The following is a 23,128-nucleotide window of genomic DNA, read 5'->3' on the forward strand; positions in this document are numbered from 1 at the left end:
CGCCGAACGGGGCACCCGCACTCACACACCGTGGATAGCGGGTGGATCGGCACCCGGTGCGGTAGACACGGTAGGACGCGATCGGGGAAAGGGGCGCACCGTGGGATTGTCCGGATTTCGGGCCGAGGTCGGCTTCCGGGTGGACGGCGAGCCACACACGCTCGCCGTCGACACCCGCTCGACCGTGCTCGACGTACTACGGGACACGCTGGGCAACACCAGCCCTAAGAAGGGCTGCGACCGCGGGCAGTGCGGCGCATGCACGGTCCTGCTCGACGGTAGGCGCGTCCTGTCCTGCCTAGTCCTCGCCGTCACCGCAGGCGGCAAGGACATCCTCACCGCCAAGGGGCTCGCCGCGAACGGGCGGCTCCACCCGGTCCAGCAGGCGTTCTTGGACAACGACGCCCTGCAGTGCGGGTACTGCACACCGGGCCAGGTCTGCTCGGCCGTCGGTGCGCTCGACGAGTTCGCCGACGGCAAGCCCAGCCACGCCGGTGACGTCACCGCCGAACCGGAGCTCACCAGGGCCGAGATCGCCGAGCGGATAAGCGGGAACCTCTGCCGCTGCGGCGCCTACACCGCCATCATCAGCGCCATCGAGCAGGCGGCGGACGCATGAGGCCGTTCGACTACCGCACCCCCGCCAACGCCGTGACCGCCGTCCAGGCGGTCACCGAGCACCCCGCGGCCGCCTTCCTCGGCGGCGGCACCAACCTCCTCGACCACCTCAAACTCGGCATCACCCACCCCGACCTGCTCGTCGACGTCACCTCGGTCACCGCCGACACCATCGAGGACTTCCAGGGCGGCCTGCTCATCGGCGCCGCGGCCCGCAACAGCGACATCGCCGCCGACTACCGCGTCCGCACCCGCTACCCCGCGCTCGCCGAAGCCCTCCTCTCCGGCGCCTCCGGCCAACTGCGCAACATGGCCACCGCCGCGGGCAACCCACTGCAACGCACCCGCTGCCCCTACTTCCAGGACCCCACCACACCCTGCAACAAACGACGCCCCGGCTCCGGCTGCGCGGCGATCGGCGGGTTCACCCGCGGCCACGCCATCCTCGGCGCCTCCACACACTGCGTCGCCACCCACCCCTCGGACATGGCGGTAGCCCTAACAGCACTAGACGCCACCGTTCACGTCCTTAGCGCCCAAGGGGAACGCACCATCCCCTTCGCCGAGCTACACCGACTCCCCGGCGCCGACCCCACCCGGGACACCGTCCTCGATCACGGCGACCTCATCACGCTCATCGAACTGCCCTACTCCCCCATCGCCCGACAATCCCGCTACTACAAGGTCCGAGACCGAGCGTCCTTCGCCTTCGCCCTGGTGTCGGTCGCGGCAGCGCTTACCGTCACCGATGGCGTCATCAGCGACGCCCGCCTCGCCTTCGGCGGCATCGCCCACAAGCCCTGGCGGGCCAACCGAGCCGAACAGATCCTCATCGGCGAACCCGCGACCGACGCCACCTACCGCCTGGCGGCCGAGCACGAACTGGCTGACGCGCGCACCCTCGACGGGCTCGACGGCGGCAACGCCTTCAAGGTCCCGCTCCTGATCCGTACCGTCGTCTCCGTCCTACGCAGGCTGGCCGAGGAGCCACGATGAGCGCCATCGGCCAAGACATCCCCCGCCGCGACGGGTACGCCAAGGTCACCGGTACGGCCACTTACGCCTACGAGGCCGACGTGGACAACGCCGCCTACTGCGTTCTCCTACAAGCCAGCATCGCCCGCGGCCAAGTGTCCGAAATAGACATCACCGAGGCGTTGGCGCTACCGGGAGTCCTGACCATCCTCACCCCAGGGCAGGTCGAGAAGATCCACCAGGTCGACGACACCGAGCTGTACGTACTACAAGACGGCGAAGTCGACTACCGCGGACAGATCATCGGCGCGGTCGTCGCCGACACCCCCGAGATAGCCCACCACGCCGCGTCCCTCGTCCACTTCAGCTACCACGTGGACGAACACGACAGCACCTTCTCCCCCGACCGTCACGACCTCTACAAACCCGACCGCCTCGGCACCGGCGAACCTACCGACACCAAGACCGGCGACATCGACGCCGCCATGCGTAAGGCGCCACACACCATCACCCAGACCTACACAACGGCCACCAACCACAACAACCCCATGGAACCGCACGCCACAACGGCTCTATGGCAAGACGACGCCCTGATCCTGTGGGACTCCACCCAAGGCGTCCACGCCGTGCGCACCACCATCGCCCAGGTCTTCGGACTGGACACCGACCAGGTCCGCGTCATCTGCCCCTACGTCGGCGGCGGATTCGGCGCGAAAGGCGAACCCCACCCCCACATCGTCGTCGCCACCCTGGCCGCCCGCGCCCTGCCCGGCCGCCCCATCCGCCTCGCTCTCACCCGCGCCCAGATGTTCGCCCTCGTCGGCTACCGCCCACCCACCGTCCAACACACCCGCCTCGCCGCCGACGAACACGGCACCCTCACCGGCATCGCCCTGGCCGCCGTCAACCAGACCGCCAGGATCACCGAGTTCACCGAGAACGCGGGCTCACCCACCCGGACCATGTACGCCGCGCCCAACCGGGCCACCAGCCACCGGCTCGTGGTGCTCGACGTCGCCGTCCCGACCTGGATGCGCGCCCCCGGCGAGTGCCCCGGCATGTTCGGCCCCGAGGTCGCCATCGACGAGCTCGCCGAGGCCCTCGGCGTCGACCCCATCGACCTGCGCGTGCGCAACGAGCCCGAGGTCGACCCCGACTCCGGCAAGCCCTTCTCCAGCCGCAACCTCGTCGCCTGCCTGCGCGAGGGCGCCGACCGGTTCGGCTGGGCCGACCGCGCACCCCGCCGCGACGGCGACTGGCTCGTCGGCACCGGCGTCGCCGCCTCCGTCTTCCCCGCCTTCACCATGCAGGCCACCGCGGCCATCCGCTACGACCAGGGCCGCTACATCGTCGAGATCGGCGCCGCTGACTTGGGCACCGGCGCCTGGACAGTCCTCCCGCAGATCGCCGCGGACGCGCTAGAGGTGCCTCTCGAGCAGATCGATATCGGCATCGGTGACACCACCTACCCACGCGCCTCTGTGGCGGGTGGCTCCACCGGTACCGCTACCTGGGGCTCGGCGATCCTTACTGCCGCCGAGGCGTTCCGCGACAAGTTCGGCGATGACCCCGACGACGGCGACGAGATGGAGGGGTCCATCTCCAAGCCGCCGTTCCACGAGGACTACGCGACCTACGCGTTCGGCGCCCAGTTCGCCGAGGTCCGCGTGCACGCCGACACCGCGGAGATCCGCGTCCCCCGCCTGCTCGGTGTCTTCGCCGCGGGCCGCATCGTCAACCCCCGCACCGCCCGCTCCCAGTTCACCGGCGGCATGACCATGGGCCTGTCCATGGCGCTGCACGAGTCCAGCTCGCTCGACCCCCGCTTCGGGCACGTCATCAACCACGACCTCGCCGAGTACCACATCGCCACCTGCGCCGACGCCACCAACGTCGAGGCGCACTGGATCGACGAGCACGACCCCCACGTCAACGCGCTCGGCGTCAAGGGCATCGGCGAGATCGGCATCGTGGGCACCGCCGCGGCCATCGTCAACGCCGCGCACCACGCCACCGGGGTCCGCGTCCGCGACCTGCCGCTGACCTTGGACAAGCTCCTCCCCGGCCTGCCCTGACCTCCGTCTTGGCGTCTTGTGCCCCGCTGGGTCGGGACTGCGGTTTCTAACCAACTACTGGTTATCTTGATAGCGCATAGTTGATATTTACGTGTAGCTATAGGGCAGGGGATGGTTGGTGGTCCGGCCAGCCGCTGGGAGGTCCGTAGACTGAGGACATGGGCGCCCACGAAACGGCTGGCATGTCGAGGCAGCGCACCCGTCCCACGCTCACCTGGACCCCCACCGGCGCCCCACTCCCCCGCACCACCAGCCTCGACGAGGTGGTCGACGTCGTCGCTCGGGGCAACGTCGCGATCCTGAGCGGGGCGGGCCTGTCGACGGAGTCGGGCATCCCGGACTACCGGGGCGAGGCGGGCAGCCTGCGCAAGCACGTCCCGATGACCTACAGCGAGTTCACCAGCACCCCTTACGCCCGGCAGCGCTACTGGGCGCGCAGCCACGTCGGGTGGCACACCATCGCCGCGGCGGCCCCCAACTCCGGGCACCTCGCGGTCACCGCACTGCACGCGGCGGGGCTGCTCACCGGCGTCATCACCCAGAACGTCGACGGCCTGCACCAGGCGGCGGGCACACCCGACGTGATCGACCTGCACGGCAACCTCGACCGGGTCATCTGCCTGCAGTGCCGACAGCAGACCCCGCGCACCCAACTCGACGAGCGCCTACGCGCGGCCAACCCCGACTTCGTGGCGACCTCGGATGTCATCAACCCCGACGGCGACGTCGAGCTGGCCGAAGCCGCCACGCTGGCGTTCACCGTGGTCGGCTGCCACTCGTGCGGGGGTGTGCTGAAGCCGGACGTGGTCTTCTTCGGTGAGAACGTCCCGGCCGAGCGGGTGCGGGACTGCAACGACCTCGTCGACAGCGCCGCCGCGGTGCTGGTGCTGGGCTCGTCGTTGACCGTGATGTCCGGCCTGCGATTCGTTCGCCGCGCCGCGGGCAACGGCACCCCGGTGCTCATCGTCACCCTTGGCGAGACCAGGGGCGACCCGCACGCCACGGTGCGCGTCGACCGCCCACTCGGCCCCGCCCTGACCGAACTCGTCGCCCGCCTCTCCTGACAGCGGTGAACCGCGGTGAACCGTGGTGAATCGCGGCGAATAGTGACGAAGAGTGGACAGTTCGTTGACACAGCGGTAACAGCACCGTTCGCGTAGACGATCATTGGTGTGCCCCGTCCCACCTCGGCAAGGAGGACGCGCATGCCCGGCGACGACAACGAAGTGGACGGCCCGGTAGGCGTTCCGGCCGCTGATGGACCTGTCTGGCTCGGGGTCCTGAAATCCACACCCGCCGAGATCGACTTCGACGCCCTACCAGTGGAACTGCGGCCGACGCCGGAAGCCCCACAGGACGCCGTCACGGAATCCGAATGATTCCCGGAAACGCGTTGGCGCTAGTCGTGTTCCTCGTCGCTGTCGCACCGGGGTACGCCTATCAGCGGGCAGTGGAGCGCTATATCGACCGCAAGGCCAGGAGTCCGCTCCTGGAGGCCATCGACTTGTTGTGCGTAGGCGCGTTGTGCACTGTGGTCAGCGCCGTCATCACCGTTCTGGCCGGGAACTGGCTGACATCGGTGTTCTTGCGACTAGAGGACTTGCGCACCTGGGTTGGCCAACCCAGCTGGCGGTTGGTCTACTCGATCGCTCTTACCCTCGTGCTCGCCTCCGCCATCGCGGTCGCAGTGGGGCGGATCCGGGTCCGGTTGGCGCGCGCGGTGACCGAGCTAGCGCCGGGAACGGTGTGGACGAGCACGTTCCGGGAGTTCGGCACCGGCGGCACCGGCGGAACCGACCGCGTGCCGCTGTTCCTGGTGGTGGAGTTGGCCGACGGGCGCGCGATAGGTGGGCAGTTGCTGTTCAGCGAGCTGCACGGCGAGGCGGACAAACGCGACCTCGCCCTGGTCGCGCCCCTCTGGTCACGCGCGGCCGGGGACACGGCCCGCGTCGCCCAACCGCACCGGTTCGTGCTCATCCCCAGCCGCGACATCGCAGTGATCTGGGGCTACCCGCTGACCGACCACGCCGTGAGGAGTCGACGATGACCGAGCGGACCCGGTCCTGGCTGGCCGCCGAGCGCCCGGTCGACCTGGGCGAGGACGTGCTGTTCCGCGACCGCAAGGAGTTCTGGGGCAAGCTGGAGTTCCTCGCCGACCACGTCGCCGCCGCGGTCCAGCCCGACAGCGCCGCCTCGGGCACCGTGTTCGGCATCTCCGCGCCGTGGGGCTCCGGCAAGTCCAGCGCGCTGCGCATGCTGTGGGACCTGATCGTGCGCACGGTGAACCAAGAGGTCCCCGACCTGCGCCAGTCCGGGCGGTCGCACACCAGCGGCGGGCAGAGCGTGCTGACGACCTCCACCTACTACGCCAACGTGCACGAGGCGGGCGGGCAGTCGGCGCGGTTGAGCCTGGCCTACGAGGTGATGCAGGGCTACCCGGAGGAGTACCGCAAGTCCATGCTCACCGGCCTGGGCTACGACCGCTCCGCCGTGGGCATCTCCAGCGGGCTGCACGCCGAGATCTTCCTGCGGGAGAAGCTGGGCGAGTACGCCGGGTCCGGTCCGGTGATCGAGCAGTGGATCCTGGACACGTTCCTCGAGCACCAGCGCACCCTGCGCGAGGACGGCACCTCGACGACCCGGTTCGCGCACGTGCACGTGGCCTTCATCGACGACCTGGACCGCTGCTCGGAGGCGTTCACCGGGGAGTTGCTCGCCGCGCTGAACTTCTGGTCCAACGTGCGCAACCTGTTCTTCGTGGTCGCCGCGGACGAGGAGCACCTCAAGCGCTCGGCGCGGCGGATCACCGATGTGCGCGAGAGCGCCGAGGACGCGCTGGAGAAGTTCGTCCACTTCCAGACGATGATCCCGCCGCTGATCTCCGGCCCGGTCGACGCCGCCCAGTACGGCCTGCGGCTGCTCCCCGCCGATGAGCACCTCAACCCGGGGCTGCGGCACCTGCGATCGCTGCTCAGCGAGGTGCGCGCCGGGGAGCCGTTCGGGCTGATGGCACCAGCCCTGGGGGCGCGCACCCCGCGTAAGGCCAAGCGCGTCCTCAACGTGCTGCTGCGCGACTTCTGGCTGCTTAAAGACCTTGAGGGCGACTCGGTCAAGCGGATCATCGCCCGGATGGTGTGGCAGGAGGACTTCGACCGGCACATCGATCCGGTGCTGGTCGGGGCCGGGATCGAGGACGCGAGCTCCGCGCACCCGAGGGCGGACTGGCTGCGGATCCTGATCGAGTGCGCCAGCGCGGCGGTGGGCTCGGGCGACGACGTCGAGACCGCGATCGCCCGCTTCGGCGAGCTGGCGGCGCTGCGCGGGGTGACCCTGGACGGCTGCGAGCCGCGGCTGCTGCTGTACCTGGGGGCGTCCCCGCAGCTTGAGCCACCGAGCCCGCGGACCCACGTGCCCGGCGGGCTGGTCGCCGGGCTGCCCGGCACCGAGCGCTCGGAGGAGCGGCTCAGCGTGGTGCGCGAGGCCAACAAGGGGGTCAGCGACCTGCTCACCCGGGCCCAGATCGCGTCGAAGACCGCCGACATCCCGCTGCTGCGGGTCAGCTCGCTGCAGCTGGTGCGGGCGTTCGAGGCGGGCCTGCTCGGCGCGGGCGAGGCGCCCGGGGTGGGCAACATCGCGCTGCGCCTGGAGCGCGAGGACGTGGACCTGGCCTGGGCGCTGCACCAGGTCGCGCACACCCTCGACCCCCAGCACACCAACATCCGGCTCAACCTGGTCGATTTCCTGCTCGACCAGAAGAACCCGGCGGTCGAGGACATCGTGGTGGAGCACCTGAACTGGTGCGAGCTCAACGCCCCGGAGTTCGAGCCGCTGCGCAGGCGGGTCTACCGGGCGCGGCTCGACCACATCCTGGGCCACGAGATCACCGACATCGACGAACTGATCGACGTGGCCGTGGCCGACACCGGGTCGGCGGGCAAACGGCAACTGTGGGTCATCATCAACGACCGCAACCTCTACGACCGCTACGTGCCGCTCATGCGGCCCTGGTTCGAGCAGGACTACCAGTCGGGCGACTACAGCCGGGCGTGCACCGTGCTGGCCAACTACGCGACCGGCATGATCGGCTCCAGCGACAGCGAGTGGGCCGCGCACGGCGCGGACGCGCTGCGGTTCCGGATCAAGCACGGGTTCCTGACGAACCTCGATCGGCTCGGCGCGATCGACATCACGAACCTGGCCATCTACCTGGGCAACATCAAGCACTTCGCGGCCGCGGCGGCGCTGTACCGGATCGCCTACGAGTACGTGCCGAGCGCGGCGGAGATCCGCAGCTCCTACGCGCGGTTCCTGGTCAACGTGCAGGACGACCCGCAGAACGCGCGGTCGGTGCAGCAGGGTCAGGAGCTGGCGATCCCGCTGCCCGACCACGACGCCTTGGTGGCCGCGTTCGCCGACCTGCCCGAGCGGTTCTCCGACCGGGAGCAGTGGTGGCTGGAGTACCCGCCGGTCTCGCTGGTCACGCCCATACCGGAGGTGGGGCCGTGACGGATCTGTCGGCCACGGCTGTGCGGCTGCTGCGGGCGGTGGTGGCCGAGGGGCAGGCGGACTGGCCGGTGCTGCAGCGGTCTATAGGCACGAGCAGGGAGGCGATGACGCAGGCGTTGGTGGAGCTGCGCGGCCTGGTGGAGATGGCGGACCCGGTGGAGCCGTGGCCGCCGCTGCGGGCGACCGAGGCGGGGCGGTTGCGGTTGCGGCAGATCGAGGGTCGGGAGCCGCTGGCGGTCGTGGCGATCACCCTGGACTCGGTGCCGGACCGGGATACCGACGCGTTGCGGGTCGCGATCGTGTCGGACGGCGACGTGGTGCTGGCGATGGACGTGCCGGTGACCTCTTACCGGTTGAGCGCTATCCGGGAGGTCTTGGTCGATGCTCCCGGTTCGGTGACTGCGGACATGCTCTCGGGTGCGGCTCATCGCATCGGCGCGGCGCTGCTCCCCCGCTGCGCCAAGTGCCGCTTGAGCACCCAGGACTGCGCGCAGTGCGTGTGGGGTCATGTCATGAGCAGGGTTCGGGTCGCTAAGCAGGCGGGTGGGTGGATCCGGCTGGAGCTTCGGGTAGCGCCACCGTGGACCCGTGTGCCGTGGGAGATGGCGACGGTGGGGTTCGGTGACTGGCTGGTGCAGCAGCCGGAGCTGTCGGTCGTCCGCAGGGTGGGGTCCTCGGCGTGCACTCCGACGGTCGATGGCGAGGTGGGGATACTGGTCGCTGTGGCAGCGTCCGACAGCCAGGCGGAGGACCAGCGCCTCGCCGCGGACGCTGCCAAGATCGTGTCGGGGACGGCGGGCATGGCGAACTCGAGCAGGAGCCTGCGAGCGGTGGTTTCGACCGGTTTTACCGACGCAGCGGACCTCGCGGACCGGATAGCCACTGCGCGCCCGATGGTGGTCCACGTGCTGGGGCACGGCAACGCGGAAGGCCTGTCGCACCTATCGCGCGCTGATGCCGCTACCGCGATCGCGCAGGCCGGGGTGTCGGCGGTGGTGTTGGCACCGTGTTTCGGAGCGAGCGCCTTCGGCACCGACCAGGCCGGGGCGAGCCTGGCCTGGCAGATAGCGAACCTGGGTGTGTCAGCCGTGGTCGGGTTCGATGGCCTCGCCGAGGCCGCTCATGCCGCCAAGTTCGCCGCGGCCTTCTACGCGGAGCTCGCGGAGACGGGCTCGGTCGAGGGGGCTGTCCGGGCCGGTCGCACGGGGATGGCCAGCGCCTACAACCAGTTCGGCCAAGTAGTCCTCTTCGCTGCGTAATCCGGAGCAACCGAACGTGCACCACACGGCGGTGCGAGCTCACCGGGTCGACCCACGTCACTGTCGCTCTCAGCCACCACCGCACTCGGTCGAGGTGACCGGGATCTCGTTCGAGTGGTCCAGCGCGAAGCCGCATCACCAAACCGCACCTGAGCCATCACTTAAGTGCAACCACTTCGCACCCGAGGACCGCTCGTACCGAGAGGACCGTCATGGCTCGCCCAGTCACCACCATCGTCACCGTCTCGACCCTGTTGCTCGCCCTGCTGACCACCTCCGTCGTCACCACCGCCGCCACCGCGACCGCCGCCACCGAGTCCCTGCGCCCCTCCGTCTCCCGCTCCCTGCAGCTGCTGCGCTCCGGCACGCTGAACAAGCTCATCAAGCTGCTCATCGGCAAGCGCCCGCAGCCGCAGGACGAGGGCCAGCTCGGCGAGGGCGACGCCCAGATGGCCGAGGGCGGCACCGACTACCCGTAGTCCACGGCGGTACGTGAGTCGGATTTCCTTTCCACCGGCGGGAAACGGCCGTCTAGGTGGGGCTGTGGATGAATCCGCGCGCGCGTCGACCCTCCCCTGGTACCACTTGTGGCGCGAAACCAGGGAATGGAGATCGTCATGCGTCACAGGGGCCGGTTCGGGGTACTGGTCTGGCTGGTCACGGGAGCGTTGCTGGGATCGGCGGTCACCGGGGTGGGCGCCGCGTCAGCCGCCCCGCCACCGTTGGGTGAGCGGCCGTTGGGTGAGTCGCTCACCCTCGTCACCGGTGACCGGTTCCGCGTCCTGCCGGGACCACGAGGACAGTTCATCGTCCAGGTAGTACCAACAGCCGGACGGGAGCACATCGGGTTCTTGCGCGACGGCAACACAGTCGTGCCTTCGGACGCGCAGCCGTTGGTCGACGCCGGTCGACTGGACCCACGCTTGTTCGACCTGACAGTGCTACCGCGCGATAGACCGGCTCCGGTGATTGTCACCGATACCGGGCCGCTCGCCCGGGTTGCGCTACCGGGGACCGAAACGCGAGCTTTGCCCAGTGTCGACGGGGCGGCTCTTACTCCCACTCCTGGCTTCTGGGAGTGGTTCACCGCGTCTCAGGCGTCGGTCTGGTTGGACGGTGTGTCCCAGCCGACGCTGGACGTGAGCGTGCCGCAGATCGGGGCGCCCGCAGTCTGGGACAGTGGTTATACCGGCGCCGGGGTCACCGTCGGGGTGTTGGACACCGGCATCGACGGCGCGCACCCTGACCTGGCGGGCAAGGTGCTGGAGACCACCGACTTCACCGGTACGGGCACGGTCGACCAGGTCGGGCACGGCACGCACGTCGCGGGGATCATCGCGGGGAGCGGGGCGGCGTCGGGTGGGCGCTACCGGGGTGTGGCGCCGGACGCGAAACTGGTCAGCGGCAAGGTCTGCACGGCCATCGGCTGCCCGGACTCGGCGGTGATCGCGGGCCTCGAGTGGATCGCGCCCAAGGTGCGGGTCGCGAACCTGAGCCTCGGCGGCGCCTACTCCGACGGGACAGACCCGGTGTCGCGCGCGGTGAACTCGTTGACCGCGCGGTACGGCACCCTGTTCGTGGCGGCCGCGGGCAATGACCGGGCCTTGGACACGCCTGACCCGCTCGCGTCGGTGACCGCGCCCGCCGCTGCCGATGCGGCACTGGCCGTCGGTAGCGTCACCAAGGACGACACGACAAGTCTGTTCTCCCCACGGCAGCCCAGGAAACGGGATTACGCGGTTAAACCGGACATCGCGGCGCCCGGAAGTGACATTGTGTCCGCGCGGGTGGCGGGGACCCCGGCCGGGGACAGGGCGCCGGTGGACGAGCACTACTCGGCGCTGTCAGGTACGTCGATGGCCGCGCCCCATGTTGCGGGTGCGGCGGCGTTGTTGGCGCAGCGGCGGCCCGAGTGGGCGGCGGACCGGTTGAAGTCGGCGCTGGTGAGCAGTGCGAAGCCCACCGCGGACGCGTTCGAGCAGGGCGCTGGTCGGGTGGACGCGGCGCGGGCGGTGTCCACGCAGGTCAGCTCGGTCGGCGGCGGTGTCGGGTACGGGTTCGTGCCGTGGGGTTCCGGTCGGTTGAGCAAGACGGTGACCTATCGCAACGATGGTGACGCGGCCACCACCCTGGTGCTGAGCACGGACAACCCGGTGTTTGCCCCGGGAGTGCAGCAGGTTGTCGTGCCCGCGCACGGCACGGCCGAGGTGACTGTCCACGCTGACGCTGCCGGGCGTACCAGTGGGCGGCAGAGCGGCCGGTTGACCGGTACCGCCAACGGCGTTGTGGTGCAGACCGCGCTGACGGCGGTGCTGGAGGCGGAGAGCTACAACGTGGCCGTGACGCTGAAGGGCAGGACTGGGAGTTCGGCATCGGTGGTCGCGAAGGCCGTGAATGTGGACTCGGGTGCCGCCCTCGGTGTTCGGGTCGTCAACGGGACCGGCGTGGCGCGGTTGCCCAAGGGCCGATACGACTTCCAGGCCGTGGAGGTCGCCACCGGCGGCGAGGTGACCTTGCTTGCCCGGACCGGGGTGAGCGTGGACCGGGCGTCGTCGGTGACGTTGGACGCGACCGGTGGTCGGTTGGTGTCGACGGTTGTTGACGGTACCCAGACCACGCTGGTGAGCGGCGAGCTGTCGCTGGTGTCCGGCACGAAGAATGGCGAGCGGACGTCGGCGTTGGTGTGGTTCTCCCGGCCGGGGCAGAAGGTCTATGTCGTACCGACCCGAGGCAAGGTCACTGACCACACGTTCCTCTTGGCCTACCGCACGATCCTCGACGCGCCGGCAGCCAGCTACAACTTGGCGTTTGTCACCCAGGGGGAGATTCCCGACGGCAGGTTCACCGCGCGTGCGAGGGATCTGGCCCGGGTCGACGCCAAGTACTACGCGCAGAGCGCGCCCGCGAAGTCGCTGCGGGCCGACTACGCGCTGTTGGACGCGCCCGGGGTGAATCTGGGGGCGCTGCAGGTACGGGAGTTGGCGGTGCCGAGCGGTCGGACCGAGTACTACACGGCCGGGCCGACCTGGCAGCACGTGTTCGCCGTCTTCCCGGAAGACACCTCCGACAGCGAGTCGTCGGTGTCGTACCGCGTCTACGAGCCGGGCCGATCGGCGTCGCACTGGAACCGGGCGCCGCTGAGCCCGTCACTGGGTCCTGCCGAGATCGGGTTCGGCGTGTCGCGCTTCGACGGGCAGTTGTCGGTGGCGGTGGCGCCGCTCTCCGGCGGTGATCCCGACCAGTCGACCGTCCTGGCCGCGGCGGCCACCGGGGACACGGTGTTGTCCCGCGATGGCGCGGTGCTGGGCTCCAGCGGCTTACCCGGGATCGGGGTGTTCCCCATCCCGGACACCCCGGGGCGCTACACCCTGCGGACGACGGTTGAGCGCGCCGTGCCGTGGTCGACGCTGGGCACGCACGCCGACATCACCTGGACGTTCCAGGAGGGTGGCGCTGAGTCGAGCACTCCCCCGCCGGTGCTGGTGGTCCGCACAGCGGCCGAGGTCGACGACCAGGGCGCTGCCCGGCGGGGCGGGCTGCTGCCGATCCAGTTGCTCACCCAGCGCCCGGCGGGCTCGCCCGCGTCGCGCGTGGTGAGCTTGCGGACCGAGTACTCCACTGACGATGGACGGGTCTGGCGGCAGGCGCCCACGCTCCACCTGGGCACCGGTGAGGGCTTCGCCCTGGTCAAGAACCCGGCCGCGGCTGGTTTCGTGTCTCTGCGGATCACCGCGCGCGACGCGGACGGCAACTCGGTCGAGCAGACCGTGATCCGCGCCTACCGGGTCGGGTGATCGGAATCAGGCGGTCGCGACGGCCGCGGTACCGAGGGACAGGAGGAACGCGCCGCTGAGCAGGGCGGCGGTGAGGCGGGCGTGCCTGGCCCACAGGGCGTCCCAGTCGCCGGGGTGGTTGAGGTTGGCCGTGGTCATGAGGGCCCGGCCGAAGCCGAAGGCCGCCCCGGCGACGAGGGCCTGCGGGACGGACGCGGTCAGCAGCACGGCGGTGGCCGCGATGTAGGGCAGGCCGCTGGGCAGGTAGGTCCGTGCCCCGGTGCCCATCTCGATGCCGAACTGCAGCGGGCCCAGGTGGCGGCCGAGCCGGAACACGCCCTCGGGGACCAGTCGCCGGTTCTCCGGCAGCCGGACGTCGATCACCCGCAGCTCGTTGAGGGCGACCAGCACCAGCACGGCGCCGACCAGCGCCCAGCGGGCCCACCAGGGCAGCGGCGCCCGGGCCAGTGACCCGACGACAACCAGGACCGTCGCGGTGATCGCGCCCCCGAGCAGGAGGCCGACGCGGAACGCGAACGCGGGAGAACCTCGCCAGACCGGCGAGCTCAGCACGTGGGCTGAGTTGCGGCTTCAAGTGGAGCCGGAGGTGGCCAGGCCCGCAGTGGCGCCCAGGAACACCCACGGTGCCCACTGGTCGCCGCTGATCAAAATGCCCGCGACCGCCGCGGCGGTCAGTGCGGTGGCGAGGACGACCGGATGCCAGCGGAGCACGTCAGACCCGTGTGCGGCAGATCGTCAGGTAGGTGTACCCGGCCTGGTCGGGTCCCCAGTAGGTGCTGAAGCCATCAGAGCAGCGGTAGGTCTTGCCGTCGGGGGTGGTCCAGCGCCACGCGTTCTTCATCGTGGTCGTGCCGCAGGTAGTGGAAACGGCGGTGTGGTCGACCTGGACGTCACCCTCGGTGTGGGTGCCGTACTTGTGCCAGCCCGCCTCACAGAAGTCGCTGCTGCGCCACGCGCCGCCGACACAGGCGGCGTAAGCGTTGACGTGGTCGCCGCTGGTGTCGGGGTCCTCGTCGTACCCGACCGGGTAGGCGTCTCGGCAATCGGTCCGGTCCCAGCCGGTGAGCGCGTTGGGGCCCACCTCGGCGCGGGCGCGGCGGGGGAAGGTCAGCGCGGCAGAACCAAGGGTCAGCGCACCGAGGGTTATCGCCCTAAGCACCGTTCGGCGCCTGCCGGTGGTCTTAAGACCGCTCAAGGCGACCGTGCGTCCGGTGCCGGACTCGTGGTCAGGTATCCGATCCAGCGTGAGCGCCACCGCGCACCCCCCATTCGTCGAGGACCTCGTCCACCTGGTCGGCCCGCACCGGCAACGACAACCGCCGCACCCGCCCGTCCAATCCGACCAGCATCAACACCGGCGGCGCCAAGTGGGACACCGCCCGCCAAGCCTCGCGGTCGGTCACCACCTCGAGCCGCGTCTCCCACACCGAAGCCTGCTCATGGGTCAGCAAGAGCGCGCCGGTAAGCCTGTCGGCGACCGCATGGCACAAGGAGCACCCGGTATCCGCGGCCAGCACGACCCTGCCCGCGAACCGCTCGCCGAGCACGATGTCCGGCTGGGCCGAGTCGTAGCCGCCCGGGTCGCGGCTGATGGCCGCGCGCAGCAGCCGCACCTCGCGCAGCACCGCCGCCAACCCCAGGAACAGCACCACGATCGCGACCCAGGTGATGACCAGGAACGCGGTCATCGGGCTCACCGCCCACCCCAGGCCACGTCGATCCCGTCGAGCCAGTCAAGCTGCTCGGGCGTCGCCCCGTCCGCGAGCTGCACCTCGGCCACCCCGGCCGCGAACCCGAGCACGAACATGTGCCCCGACCCCTCTAGCGGCACCTTCCACACCTCGCCGTGGCGCGTCTTCGCGCCCGCGTGCGTAGGGAGGTGGTTGCGGGCCTGCGCGGGCCCCGGGATCGACACCTGGCCATAGCCGCGCACGGCCAACACGATGTGCTCGCTCATCGTGTCCAGCAACGTCATCCTGCGCGGCGCGACCACCATGCCCGCCACGGTGTCGGTCACCCGCAGCGAGCTGAACAACCCGAAGACCCGGTCGCGCCGCGGTGCGGGCCCGGCGAAGACCGTCATCAGCTCGTGGTGCTCCCCGATGAGCGCGGCCATCGACGACTGCCCGTCGCGCGCTTCGGCGACGACAACCTCGCGGCCGTGCACCAGAAACCGGTCCGTGATCTCCGCCGGGGCGACATGGGTGGCGGCGAACGCGTGGTAGCCCCGCGGGCCGATCTGGAACCCGGTGCCATGCGAGCCACCGGCGAACCTAACGGCCGCGGCCAGGCTGGACACCGGTTCCGGCCCAGGCAGGGTAATGGCGACCCTGGCCCCACTGGGCGCCACAAGGTCTAGCCGCTGTGCGGTGGTCACGCATCTTGACGCTAGAGCAGCGGACTGCGGTGATCAACCAGTTCCCATCCACCCGCTCGTTCACTCTATAAACCGCACTTGTCGCGGTTGGGCCGAACGTTGGAATCCGCCTCGCGGCAACGGGTCTAGCGTGGGGATGTGCTGGGGATCGTGGCGGCCGGTGGCGCCATCTTGTTGGTGTTGGCCGCTTTCGGGCACTGGCGTGAACGAGTTTCGCTATCGGTGCTTGAGTTGGCCGTCGCCGGTTCGGTTGTGGCGACGCCCTATGTCGTTGTTGGGCTCTATGCGGCTTTCACGTTCTATCTGGTGGACAGTAAGAGGCGGCGTCCTGGTGCTCCGTGTGGTTGTTTCCGCGGCGAGGGGCCAGTCACGTGGCTGGTGGTGGGCCGGTCGGCGTTCTTCGCTGTTGGGGCTGCCGTGGAGCCGGAAGTCTCGACGATCGTCGCGTTGGCCGGAGGGTTCGTGCTGGCCATGGTGTGGTGGCTACTTCCGCAGTTCACGGGTGTCGTCGGGCAGTCGAGTGGTCAGGCCCGCGCGGTCGAGGAACGCCAGTAGCGGGAGCGCGACTCGACGGCTCGTGTTGAGGGCTTGGCGCGCTTGGCTTGTCGTGAAGGGCTGCGAAAGCCCGGCCAAGAGGTCGACCGCGCGTTGGGGCGCGTCGGGTGGGAGGACCACCCCCTCGGCGATCTTCAGGAGGCGCCCGGCTCGGACAGCGGCGGCGATCTCACGAGTTCCCAGTTGCCGCTGCCGTGCTGTGTCGGGAGCGGCGAAAGGGTTGAGGGCGAAGTCTTCGGTCAACGCGGCCAAGGCAGCGACAACGGCAGCAGGCAGGGACAACGGTTGTGCTTGCGCGACCAGTGGTGCCACGAGGTCTGCGTCGGGTAACCGGAGCTTGCGCCGCAGCGTCTCCGTAGGTAGGCCTACCTCCAGTGGATGGTCGGCACGCCACCTAGCCAACTCGGCGGCGGCTTGAGCGGCCAACGAATCCCACTGGTCGGTGTACCACTCCCCCGCGATCAACCTGGCCGGTCGCCCCAATGCCTTCCGTTGGCTGTTGGTGAAGACCGAGGACCGGTTTAGCCGGTCCAAGTCCAGGACTGTCGCACCGACGATGTCGTGGTTGCCGGGGTTGCGCAGCAGGACACGGTCTCCTACACGTAGAGGCACCGGACGAGACAGGATGATCCTGCTCCCGGTCGGTAAGGCGTGCGCACGAGCGGGAACGGCAGCGGAGCCGATGTGGAGCACGACCTGCCGTGCCAGCACCGGCGCGGTCACATCTACCACTCGCGCGTCCCACCACGCGTCAGGCGTGAGGAGGGCATCGCCACGCGCGATGTCGCCGCGTTCCACGCCGCGCAGGTTCACCCCGACCCGCGCCACGGCCGACACCTGGTCCCTGCTGCGACCCAACGCGTGCACGCCACGCACCCGCACCGGCGAGCCACGCAGCAGCAGCTCATCGCCGGGGCGCACGGTGCCCGCTTGGAGGGTCCCAGTGACCACGGTGCCCGCCCCGGCGACGGTGAACGACCGATCCACCCACAGCCGGACATCCCCGCCCACATCGGGCTCAGGCAGGCCAGCCACCAAGTCCTCGATCGCCGACCGCACCCCGGCGACCCCGTCATTGGCGACCACCGACGGCACCACGCCCAGCGAGGTCCGCGCGATCCGTGCCAGCGCCGCCGCGCGAACCGGCTCCGGGTCGGCCAAGTCGGCCCGGGTGATCACCAGCAGGCCATGCGCCACCCCGAGCGCGTCCAGGGCCAGCAGATGCTCCTCGGCTTGGGGCATCCACGGCGCATCCGCCGCGACCACAAACAGCACAGCAGGCACAGAGCCAACCCCGGCGAGCATGTTCGGTACGAACCGCTCGTGCCCAGGGACGTCAACGAAGGCAACCTCACCGACGCGCGGTAGCTCTGCCCAGGCGAATCCGAGATCTATGGTCAGCCCACGCCGTTGCTCAGCTTCCCAGCGGTCGGGTTCCATGCCCGTGATCAGCCGGACAAGCGTCGACTTCCCGTGGTCGACGTGTCCGGCGGTGGCGATCACGTGCATAGGGTGCTCAGCGGTACTCGTCCTTGAGCCGCAGCCAGGACATCGTCGGGTCCTGCGGCCAGCCCTCCGGCGAGTCCTCCCACTCCTCCTGCCGCCCGTACGGGGTCAGGTCGAGCAGGCTGAAGTCCTGCCGGAGGCGGTCCACGCCGCGTGCGGTGGTCGTGTACGACCGGAAGACCTCGTCGCCGTCGCGCAGGAGTACCGAGAGGGCGAAGCCACCGCCGATGCCGAAGTCGTCGGTGAGCGTTGTGCCGTGGCAGGAGTACCACGGGGTCGCCCAGCCGAAGCGGTCGCGCACCGCGTCGATCTCGTCTCTAGGCGCCGGGGACATGAGGATGAGCCGGGTGTCGCGGGCGTTCAGGTGGACCTGCCCGGGGATGTTGTCGGTGAAGGTCGCGCAGCCCCCGCAGATGTGGTCGTTGCCCGCAGCGAGCATGAAGTGATAGATGACCAGTTGGCGGTAACCGTCGAACAGACCGGCCAGATCAACGGTAGAGCCATCCGGCGCGGTGAACCGGTAGTCCTTCTCGATCCTCACCACCGGCAGGCGGCGGCGTTCGGCGGCGAGCGCGTCCTGGGCGCGGGTGAGCGCCTTCTCCTTCACCAGCAGGGCGTCACGAGCGGCCTGCCACTCATCGGCGGACACGACCTCGGGTCGGTTCACGGGTCCTCCTCTGTTGAGAACGCCTATCGCACCACGACGGTATGACAATCGCGCGCAACGAGCTCCCCGATCACGGTGGCGCCAGGTATCTCGCCCACAAGGAGCAGCCCGCCTGAGGTTTGCGCGTCAGCGAGTAAGAGGGAGTCCGGCCCGAGGGAGACGTGCGGCGCTACCCAGTCGAGATTGCGCTGAGTACCCCCGCTGACATAGCCGTCGCGTAAGGCCTCGCGGGCGCCGTCAAGGTAAGGGACCGCGGCAGAGTCAACGATCGCGGTGACGCCGCTGGCACGGGCGAGCTTGTGGAGATGCCCGAGAAGTCCGAAGCCCGTGACATCAGTCGCACAGGTGATCCCAGCGTTGAGCGCCGCTGCTGCCGCATCGCGGTTGAGGGTCGTCATCAGCTCTATCGCGTGGGGGAACACCTCGCCGGTGGCCTTGTGGCGGTTGTTGAGCACGCCGACACCCAGCGGTTTGGTCAGCGACAACGGCAACCCAGCCCGCCCGGACGAGTTCCGCATGACCCGCTTGGGATCCACCAACCCGGTCACCGCAAGCCCGTACTTCGGCTCCGGGTCGTCCACGCTGTGCCCACCCGCTACATGGCACCCCGCCGAGGACGCCACATCCACGCCGCCGCGCAACACCTCGGCCGCCAACTCCATCGGCAACACGTCACGCGGCCACCCGAGCAGGTTCAACGCGACGACGGGCCGACCGCCCATCGCGTAGACGTCGGACAGGGCGTTCGCGGCCGCGATCCGGCCCCAGTCATAGGGGTCGTCGACGACCGGGGTGAAGAAGTCCGTGGTCGCGACCAGCGCCAGATCCGCCCCGATCCCGACCACGGCGGCGTCATCACCGGTGTCCAGGCCGACGATCAGGTCGCCGTGCGGGTCGGTCGGCGTGCGGTGCAGACCGGCGACGACCTGCTCCAACTCCCCAGGGGGGATCTTGCACGCGCACCCGCCGCCGTGCGCGTACTGGGTCAACCGGAGGGTCACACCGGCGAGTGTGCCATGATCAACCCGTGTCCCGGGGAGGCGTCTTCGGCCTGGTGGCCGGCTCGGTCTTCAACACCGGTGAGCGACAGGTGCTGCCGCTGGCGGGTTCGATTCCCGTCCGCCTCCGCCAGGTCCGGCCGTGACCGACCCGCGCAGGCGGGTGCCGCGCACCGACGCCGTCCTCGCCGCGCTGGACGCCGAGGTGGCCGAACTCGGCCACGACACGGTCAAAGCAGCCATCCACACCGCCCAACAGCAGGTCCGCGACGGCCTCTTGGCCCCAGAGCGCGTTGTCGACCGCGCACGGGCCGTCCTGCGCACCGGACCCCGGCCGGTCCTCAACGCGACCGGGGTCGTCGTGCACACCAACCTGGGCCGCGCTCCCCTGTCGGCTGCCGCCCGCGCGGCGGTGCAGGCCGCAGCGGGCACGACCGACGTCGAGTTCGACCTCGAGACGGGCCTGCGGCGTCGACGCGGCCTGGACACCCTCGACGCGGTGCGCGCGGCGGTGCCCGACGCGCAGGACGTACACGTGGTGAACAACAACGCGGCCGCGCTGCTGCTGTGCGCGATCGTGCTCGCGGGCAGCCGCGACATCGTGGTCAGCAGGGGCGAACTGGTCGAGATCGGCGACGGTTTCCGCATCCCGGACCTGCTGAGCTCCACCGGCGCCCGGCTGCGCGGCGTCGGGACCACGAACCGCACCACGGTGCGCGACTACGCCGAGGCGGTCTCCGGGGACACCGGGTTCGTGCTCAAGGTGCACCCGTCGAACTTCCAGGTCACCGGCTTCACCAGCACGCCGTCGGTCGCCGAGCTGAGCGGGCTGGGGGTGCCGCTGGTGGTGGACATCGGGTCCGGGCTACTCGGCCCGCACCCTGTGCTGCCCGACGAGCCGGACGCGACGAGCGTGTTGCGCTCGGGTGCGAGCCTGGTGACGGCGAGCGCGGACAAGCTGCTCGGTGGCCCGCAGGCCGGGTTGTTGCTGGGCGAGGCGAAGCTGGTCGATCGATTGCGACGGCACCCGGCGGCGCGCGCGGTTCGGGTCGACAAGCTCACGTTGGCCGCACTGGGAGCAACGTTGCGCGGCCCGCGACCGCCGGTGGTCGTCGCACTGGAGGCTGATCCTTCCGATTTGCTGCGACGGGCAGAGCGGCTGGCGCAATCCCTGCGCGCACAGGGCATCGATGCGGACGCGGTCAGCTCTGTTGCGGTCGTCGGCGGCGGTGGGGCTCCAGGCGTAGAACTTCCCAGCGCGGCGGTGAGCCTGCCGGAGACCTACGCGAGGCCCCTTCGCGTTGGGTCAACACCCGTAGTCGGACGAATCGACCACGGGCGCTGCCTCCTCGACCTGCGCACGATCACCGAACCCGACGACGACCTCTTACTCGACGCCGTCCTCAGTGTCGATTGATCTCCAACACAGGCGGCCCAATCTCGTCCGAGGTCAAGATCGCCTGATGCACCCGCTCAACCCACCCGGTCGGCGACAGACCCAACTCCTCAACCAAGGCCTGCCGAAGCCGATGAAACACCTCTAGCGCCTGGTAGCGTCGCCCAGCCCTATAGAGCGCCACCATGTACTGAGCATGCAGATTCTCGTGCAGCGGCAAGTCTCTCGTCAGGCCAGACAGTTCCCCGAGCATCCCCAGATGACGCCCCAACCGCAGATCCGCGTCAATCCGCTGCTCCACCACACTCAACCGCTCTTGCTCCAAGGTCGCCACATGACCCTCTAGCAACCGTCCCACCCGAACATCAGCCAACGCAGGCCCCCGCCACAACGACAACGCACCGTGCAACAGGGCGGCCGCCCGCGCGGCATCACCCCCAGCGAGCGCATCTGCCCCAAGCGCGGACCGTTGCCGGAACCACTCGTAGTCGAGGTCCTCCAGCCGCAACGAGTACCCACCCGGCGCTGTCGTGAGGATCGACCGAATCGGAGCACCCGCCAGCGGTGTCAGCAACCGACGTAGACGCAAAACATAGGTCTGCACAGTGACAACCGCACTCGCGGGCGGCCGCCCACCCCACAGCTCCTCAATGATCCGCCCCGTCGAGACAACGGTGTTCGCCCGCAACGCCAGCAACGCCAAAACCTGCTTCGGCTTGGCCGCACTGGGCGTGACACTCCCGGCCTCGCCGACGACAAGAACCGGACCAAGCACGTTGACCTGCATCTCACTACCCCTGAATCGGCGTCGGGACACGACCTGGGAGGGACGCGCGCAGCAGGACACCAGTTCTTTGTTCGGTCTGCACCACAGCCGGGCACTGATCGGTGAAACCTTCCCAATCCCCGCAGTCAACCCACTCCCCACCCCCACGACAACCGCCTTCCGCCCCTGCCCCCACCCCCACCAATCCCGTACGCTCCCCTCCCCCACCGGGTGAAGTTCATCCGGTTCCCGGCCTCCTCCAGAGCTCGCGGTTATTCACAACCCACCCCACCATCCACAGCTTTCCGCCTACCCCTTCCCCATGCCCACTTCTAACTTCCACCTACAACAAGCGTGCACAGCAAGGCGGCCTGGTCATCGGGCGACCGATGACCAGGCCGCGTGGCGCTACGGCAGGAGCACGAGAGTGCTGTCGCGTTTGGTGATGACTTGTCCGGTGGGCGGTGTGACGGTCTGGGTGTTGGCGGGGTGGGCGTGGATCTGGGGGTGGTGGCCGCGGTTGTTGTTCCATGCGCGGATTTGGGTACACAGTCGTTCTGCGAGTTGTTCGCCGGTGGGTCCGTGGGCGTGGGCGCCTAGCTCGAAGCGCGGCTCGGGGGTGTTGAGGCGGCGGTAGGTGAAGTAGGCCAGGCTGCTGTCTTCGGCGAGGGCGGGGCTGCGGGAGCTGATGGCGGGGGTGCAGAGGCCGCTGTCGATGGCGGTCTGGGTGGCGGCGATGCGGCAGGTGGCGGGGTCGGTGGCGGTGAGGGTGAGCCAGACGCCGTCGAAGGGTTCGGACGTGCCGATGGTGATGCCGGACCAGGCGCTGGTGCGGGGTTGGTCGAGGACGCCGGTCAGCGCTGCGGTGTCGATGGGCTGGTCGATGTCGTAGTAGAGGGTGACGGTCCCGTCGGTGGTGATGGTGCCGTTCTTCTCGCCGTCCTGGCCGATCATGGGGACGAATCCGCACAGGTCCATGCGGTCCGAGCGCAGCCGGTCCTGCTCGCGGATGAAGGCGACCGCTTGGGTCTGTCCGCGCCAGCGCAGCGGCACGACCAACCGGCCGCCGGGGAGGAGTTGGTCGTGCCAGGTGGGCGGGAGGTCCCAGGCGCCGACGGTGATGATGATGCGGTCGTAGGGGCCGTGTTCGGGGGCCCCGAGCGCGCCGTCGCGGGTGATCACCCGGACGTGCTCGTGGCCGGTGGCGTCGAGGCCGCGGCGGGCCCCGGCGGTGACCTCGTCGTCGATGTCGATCGTGGTGACGGCGCCGTCGGGGCCGACGAGTTCGGCGAGCAGGGCGGCGTTGTAGCCGGTGCCCGCGCCGATCTCCAGCACCCGCTGCCCAGGGTGCACGTCGAGCTGGTCGAGCATCATCGCCACCACCGTGGGCACCGACGCGCAGCTCAACGCCGCGCCGTCGTCGGCGCGCTTGGTGATCACGGCGATATCGGCGTAGGCGTCCTCCAGGCTCGCCTCGGGCACGAACCGGTGCCGCGGCACCGCGCGCAGGACGGCCTCCACCGCGGGCGTTTGGGCGTGGCCCGCGGCGAGGATGGTGTCGACCATGCGGGCCCGCAGCGTCTCCGGGGCGCTGTCGGTGGTGGTGTTCATCGGGTCCTTCCGTAGTGATGGGTTG

General features: G+C 69.7%; 22 protein-coding genes and 1 tRNA gene. 13 read left to right on the forward strand and 10 right to left on the reverse strand.

Going from position 1 to position 23,128, the window contains the following annotated elements; genetic code table 11:
* The first annotated feature begins 100 nt into the window (after nt 1-100).
* The 10 genes from LV75_RS34385 (at nt 101) to LV75_RS34430 (ending at nt 13,227) form a co-directional block, all read left to right on the forward strand.
* Nucleotides 101-619 (forward strand): (2Fe-2S)-binding protein, encoded by a 519-nt coding sequence (locus LV75_RS34385; RefSeq protein ID WP_253891726.1) that lies wholly within the window; start codon nt 101-103, stop codon nt 617-619.
* Nucleotides 616-1,614: an FAD binding domain-containing protein gene (locus tag LV75_RS34390; RefSeq protein WP_253891727.1), complete on the forward strand. Its 999-nt coding sequence runs from the start codon at nt 616-618 to the stop codon at nt 1,612-1,614. Before LV75_RS34385 ends, LV75_RS34390 begins: the two co-directional genes overlap by 4 nt.
* A complete protein-coding gene (locus LV75_RS34395) occupies nt 1,611-3,668 on the forward strand; it encodes a xanthine dehydrogenase family protein molybdopterin-binding subunit (RefSeq protein ID WP_253891728.1) in 2,058 nt (685 codons plus the stop codon). Before LV75_RS34390 ends, LV75_RS34395 begins: the two co-directional genes overlap by 4 nt.
* A 158-nt stretch (nt 3,669-3,826) precedes the next feature.
* Nucleotides 3,827-4,732 carry an NAD-dependent protein deacetylase gene (locus LV75_RS34400; protein WP_253891729.1) on the forward strand — a complete coding sequence of 302 codons (906 nt, stop codon included), beginning with the start codon at nt 3,827-3,829 and terminating at the stop codon, nt 4,730-4,732.
* 141 nt (nt 4,733-4,873) lie between these two features.
* Nucleotides 4,874-5,047, forward strand: coding sequence for a hypothetical protein (locus LV75_RS34405; RefSeq protein ID WP_253891730.1), 174 nt, complete (start codon nt 4,874-4,876; stop codon nt 5,045-5,047).
* Complete coding sequence (locus LV75_RS34410) at nt 5,044-5,715, forward strand: DUF6338 family protein (RefSeq protein ID WP_253891731.1); 672 nt, start codon at nt 5,044-5,046, stop codon at nt 5,713-5,715. The genes LV75_RS34405 and LV75_RS34410 overlap by 4 nt, the downstream gene beginning before the upstream one ends.
* Nucleotides 5,712-8,174, forward strand: a complete 2,463-nt coding sequence (locus tag LV75_RS34415) for a P-loop NTPase fold protein (RefSeq protein ID WP_253891732.1) — start codon at nt 5,712-5,714, stop codon at nt 8,172-8,174. Before LV75_RS34410 ends, LV75_RS34415 begins: the two co-directional genes overlap by 4 nt.
* Nucleotides 8,171-9,433, forward strand: a complete 1,263-nt coding sequence (locus LV75_RS34420; protein WP_253891733.1) for a hypothetical protein — start codon at nt 8,171-8,173, stop codon at nt 9,431-9,433. Before LV75_RS34415 ends, LV75_RS34420 begins: the two co-directional genes overlap by 4 nt.
* Before the next feature lie 212 nt (nt 9,434-9,645).
* A complete protein-coding gene (locus tag LV75_RS34425; protein WP_253891734.1) occupies nt 9,646-9,912 on the forward strand; it encodes a hypothetical protein in 267 nt (88 codons plus the stop codon).
* A gap of 138 nt (nt 9,913-10,050) precedes the next feature.
* Complete coding sequence (locus LV75_RS34430; RefSeq protein WP_253891735.1) at nt 10,051-13,227, forward strand: S8 family serine peptidase; 3,177 nt, start codon at nt 10,051-10,053, stop codon at nt 13,225-13,227.
* Nucleotides 13,228-13,233: 6 nt separating this feature from the next.
* Here LV75_RS34430 and LV75_RS34435 read toward each other — a convergent pair whose 3' ends face one another.
* Genes LV75_RS34435 through LV75_RS34455 form a run of 5 tightly spaced genes read right to left on the reverse strand, consistent with a single transcriptional unit; the run spans nt 13,234 to nt 15,604 of the window.
* Entirely contained in the window at nt 13,234-13,779 is a 546-nt protein-coding gene (locus LV75_RS34435; protein ID WP_253891736.1) for a hypothetical protein, read from the reverse strand.
* 18 nt (nt 13,780-13,797) lie between these two features.
* On the reverse strand, nt 13,798-13,938 hold the full coding sequence (locus tag LV75_RS34440) for a hypothetical protein (RefSeq protein ID WP_253891737.1): 141 nt from the start codon (nt 13,936-13,938) through the stop codon (nt 13,798-13,800).
* A 1-nt stretch (nt 13,939) separates the two neighbouring features.
* Nucleotides 13,940-14,482, reverse strand: coding sequence for a hypothetical protein (locus tag LV75_RS34445; RefSeq protein ID WP_253891738.1), 543 nt, complete (start codon nt 14,480-14,482; stop codon nt 13,940-13,942).
* A complete protein-coding gene (locus tag LV75_RS34450) occupies nt 14,454-14,915 on the reverse strand; it encodes a hypothetical protein (RefSeq protein WP_253891739.1) in 462 nt (153 codons plus the stop codon). Before LV75_RS34450 ends, LV75_RS34445 begins: the two co-directional genes overlap by 29 nt.
* A 5-nt stretch (nt 14,916-14,920) precedes the next feature.
* Nucleotides 14,921-15,604, reverse strand: a complete 684-nt coding sequence (locus tag LV75_RS34455; protein WP_253891740.1) for a hypothetical protein — start codon at nt 15,602-15,604, stop codon at nt 14,921-14,923.
* Nucleotides 15,605-15,742: 138 nt separating this feature from the next.
* On the opposite strand from LV75_RS34455, the gene LV75_RS34460 reads away from it, so the two are divergent.
* Entirely contained in the window at nt 15,743-16,159 is a 417-nt protein-coding gene (locus LV75_RS34460) for a MauE/DoxX family redox-associated membrane protein (protein WP_253891741.1), read from the forward strand.
* Here LV75_RS34460 and LV75_RS34465 read toward each other — a convergent pair.
* Genes LV75_RS34465 through selD form a run of 3 tightly spaced genes read right to left on the reverse strand, consistent with a single transcriptional unit; the run spans nt 16,088 to nt 19,333 of the window.
* The gene (locus LV75_RS34465; RefSeq protein ID WP_253891742.1) at nt 16,088-17,668 is read right to left on the reverse strand and encodes a selenocysteine-specific translation elongation factor; all 1,581 of its coding nucleotides are present in this window, start codon (nt 17,666-17,668) and stop codon (nt 16,088-16,090) included. The genes LV75_RS34460 and LV75_RS34465 overlap by 72 nt on opposite strands.
* 7 nt (nt 17,669-17,675) lie before the next feature.
* The gene (locus tag LV75_RS34470) at nt 17,676-18,332 is read right to left on the reverse strand and encodes a DUF899 domain-containing protein (RefSeq protein WP_253891743.1); all 657 of its coding nucleotides are present in this window, start codon (nt 18,330-18,332) and stop codon (nt 17,676-17,678) included.
* Nucleotides 18,333-18,355: 23 nt separating this feature from the next.
* Nucleotides 18,356-19,333 (reverse strand): selenide, water dikinase SelD, encoded by a 978-nt coding sequence (gene selD / locus LV75_RS34475; protein ID WP_253891744.1) that lies wholly within the window; start codon nt 19,331-19,333, stop codon nt 18,356-18,358.
* Between the two features lie 35 nt (nt 19,334-19,368).
* On the opposite strand from selD, the gene LV75_RS34480 reads away from it, so the two are divergent.
* Together LV75_RS34480 and selA are read left to right on the forward strand one after the other, a co-directional pair.
* Nucleotides 19,369-19,463 (forward strand) — tRNA-Sec (locus LV75_RS34480).
* Nucleotides 19,464-19,472: 9 nt separating this feature from the next.
* The gene (gene selA / locus LV75_RS34485; RefSeq protein ID WP_253891745.1) at nt 19,473-20,747 is read left to right on the forward strand and encodes an L-seryl-tRNA(Sec) selenium transferase; all 1,275 of its coding nucleotides are present in this window, start codon (nt 19,473-19,475) and stop codon (nt 20,745-20,747) included.
* Here selA and LV75_RS34490 read toward each other — a convergent pair.
* A complete protein-coding gene (locus LV75_RS34490) occupies nt 20,734-21,513 on the reverse strand; it encodes an AfsR/SARP family transcriptional regulator (protein WP_253891746.1) in 780 nt (259 codons plus the stop codon). The genes selA and LV75_RS34490 overlap by 14 nt on opposite strands.
* A 387-nt stretch (nt 21,514-21,900) precedes the next feature.
* Nucleotides 21,901-23,128 (reverse strand): methyltransferase, FxLD system (fxlM, locus tag LV75_RS34495; protein WP_253891747.1); only part of this gene is annotated, 1,228 nt, incomplete at its 5' end.

The sequence above is a fragment of the Actinokineospora diospyrosa genome, from assembly GCF_024171925.1.
Lineage (GTDB): Bacteria > Actinomycetota > Actinomycetes > Mycobacteriales > Pseudonocardiaceae > Actinokineospora > Actinokineospora diospyrosa.

Coding starts and splice junctions, on each gene's coding strand:
- LV75_RS34465 (WP_253891742.1), bottom strand. CDS start 17,668: ATGCACGTGATCGCCACCGCCGGACACGTCGACCACGGGAAGTCGACG.
- LV75_RS34395 (WP_253891728.1), top strand. CDS start 1,611: ATGAGCGCCATCGGCCAAGACATCCCCCGCCGCGACGGGTACGCCAAG.
- LV75_RS34405 (WP_253891730.1), top strand. CDS start 4,874: ATGCCCGGCGACGACAACGAAGTGGACGGCCCGGTAGGCGTTCCGGCC.
- LV75_RS34450 (WP_253891739.1), bottom strand. CDS start 14,915: ATGACCGCGTTCCTGGTCATCACCTGGGTCGCGATCGTGGTGCTGTTC.
- LV75_RS34415 (WP_253891732.1), top strand. CDS start 5,712: ATGACCGAGCGGACCCGGTCCTGGCTGGCCGCCGAGCGCCCGGTCGAC.
- LV75_RS34410 (WP_253891731.1), top strand. CDS start 5,044: ATGATTCCCGGAAACGCGTTGGCGCTAGTCGTGTTCCTCGTCGCTGTC.
- LV75_RS34390 (WP_253891727.1), top strand. CDS start 616: ATGAGGCCGTTCGACTACCGCACCCCCGCCAACGCCGTGACCGCCGTC.
- LV75_RS34430 (WP_253891735.1), top strand. CDS start 10,051: ATGCGTCACAGGGGCCGGTTCGGGGTACTGGTCTGGCTGGTCACGGGA.
- LV75_RS34490 (WP_253891746.1), bottom strand. CDS start 21,513: ATGCAGGTCAACGTGCTTGGTCCGGTTCTTGTCGTCGGCGAGGCCGGG.
- LV75_RS34400 (WP_253891729.1), top strand. CDS start 3,827: ATGGGCGCCCACGAAACGGCTGGCATGTCGAGGCAGCGCACCCGTCCC.
- LV75_RS34425 (WP_253891734.1), top strand. CDS start 9,646: ATGGCTCGCCCAGTCACCACCATCGTCACCGTCTCGACCCTGTTGCTC.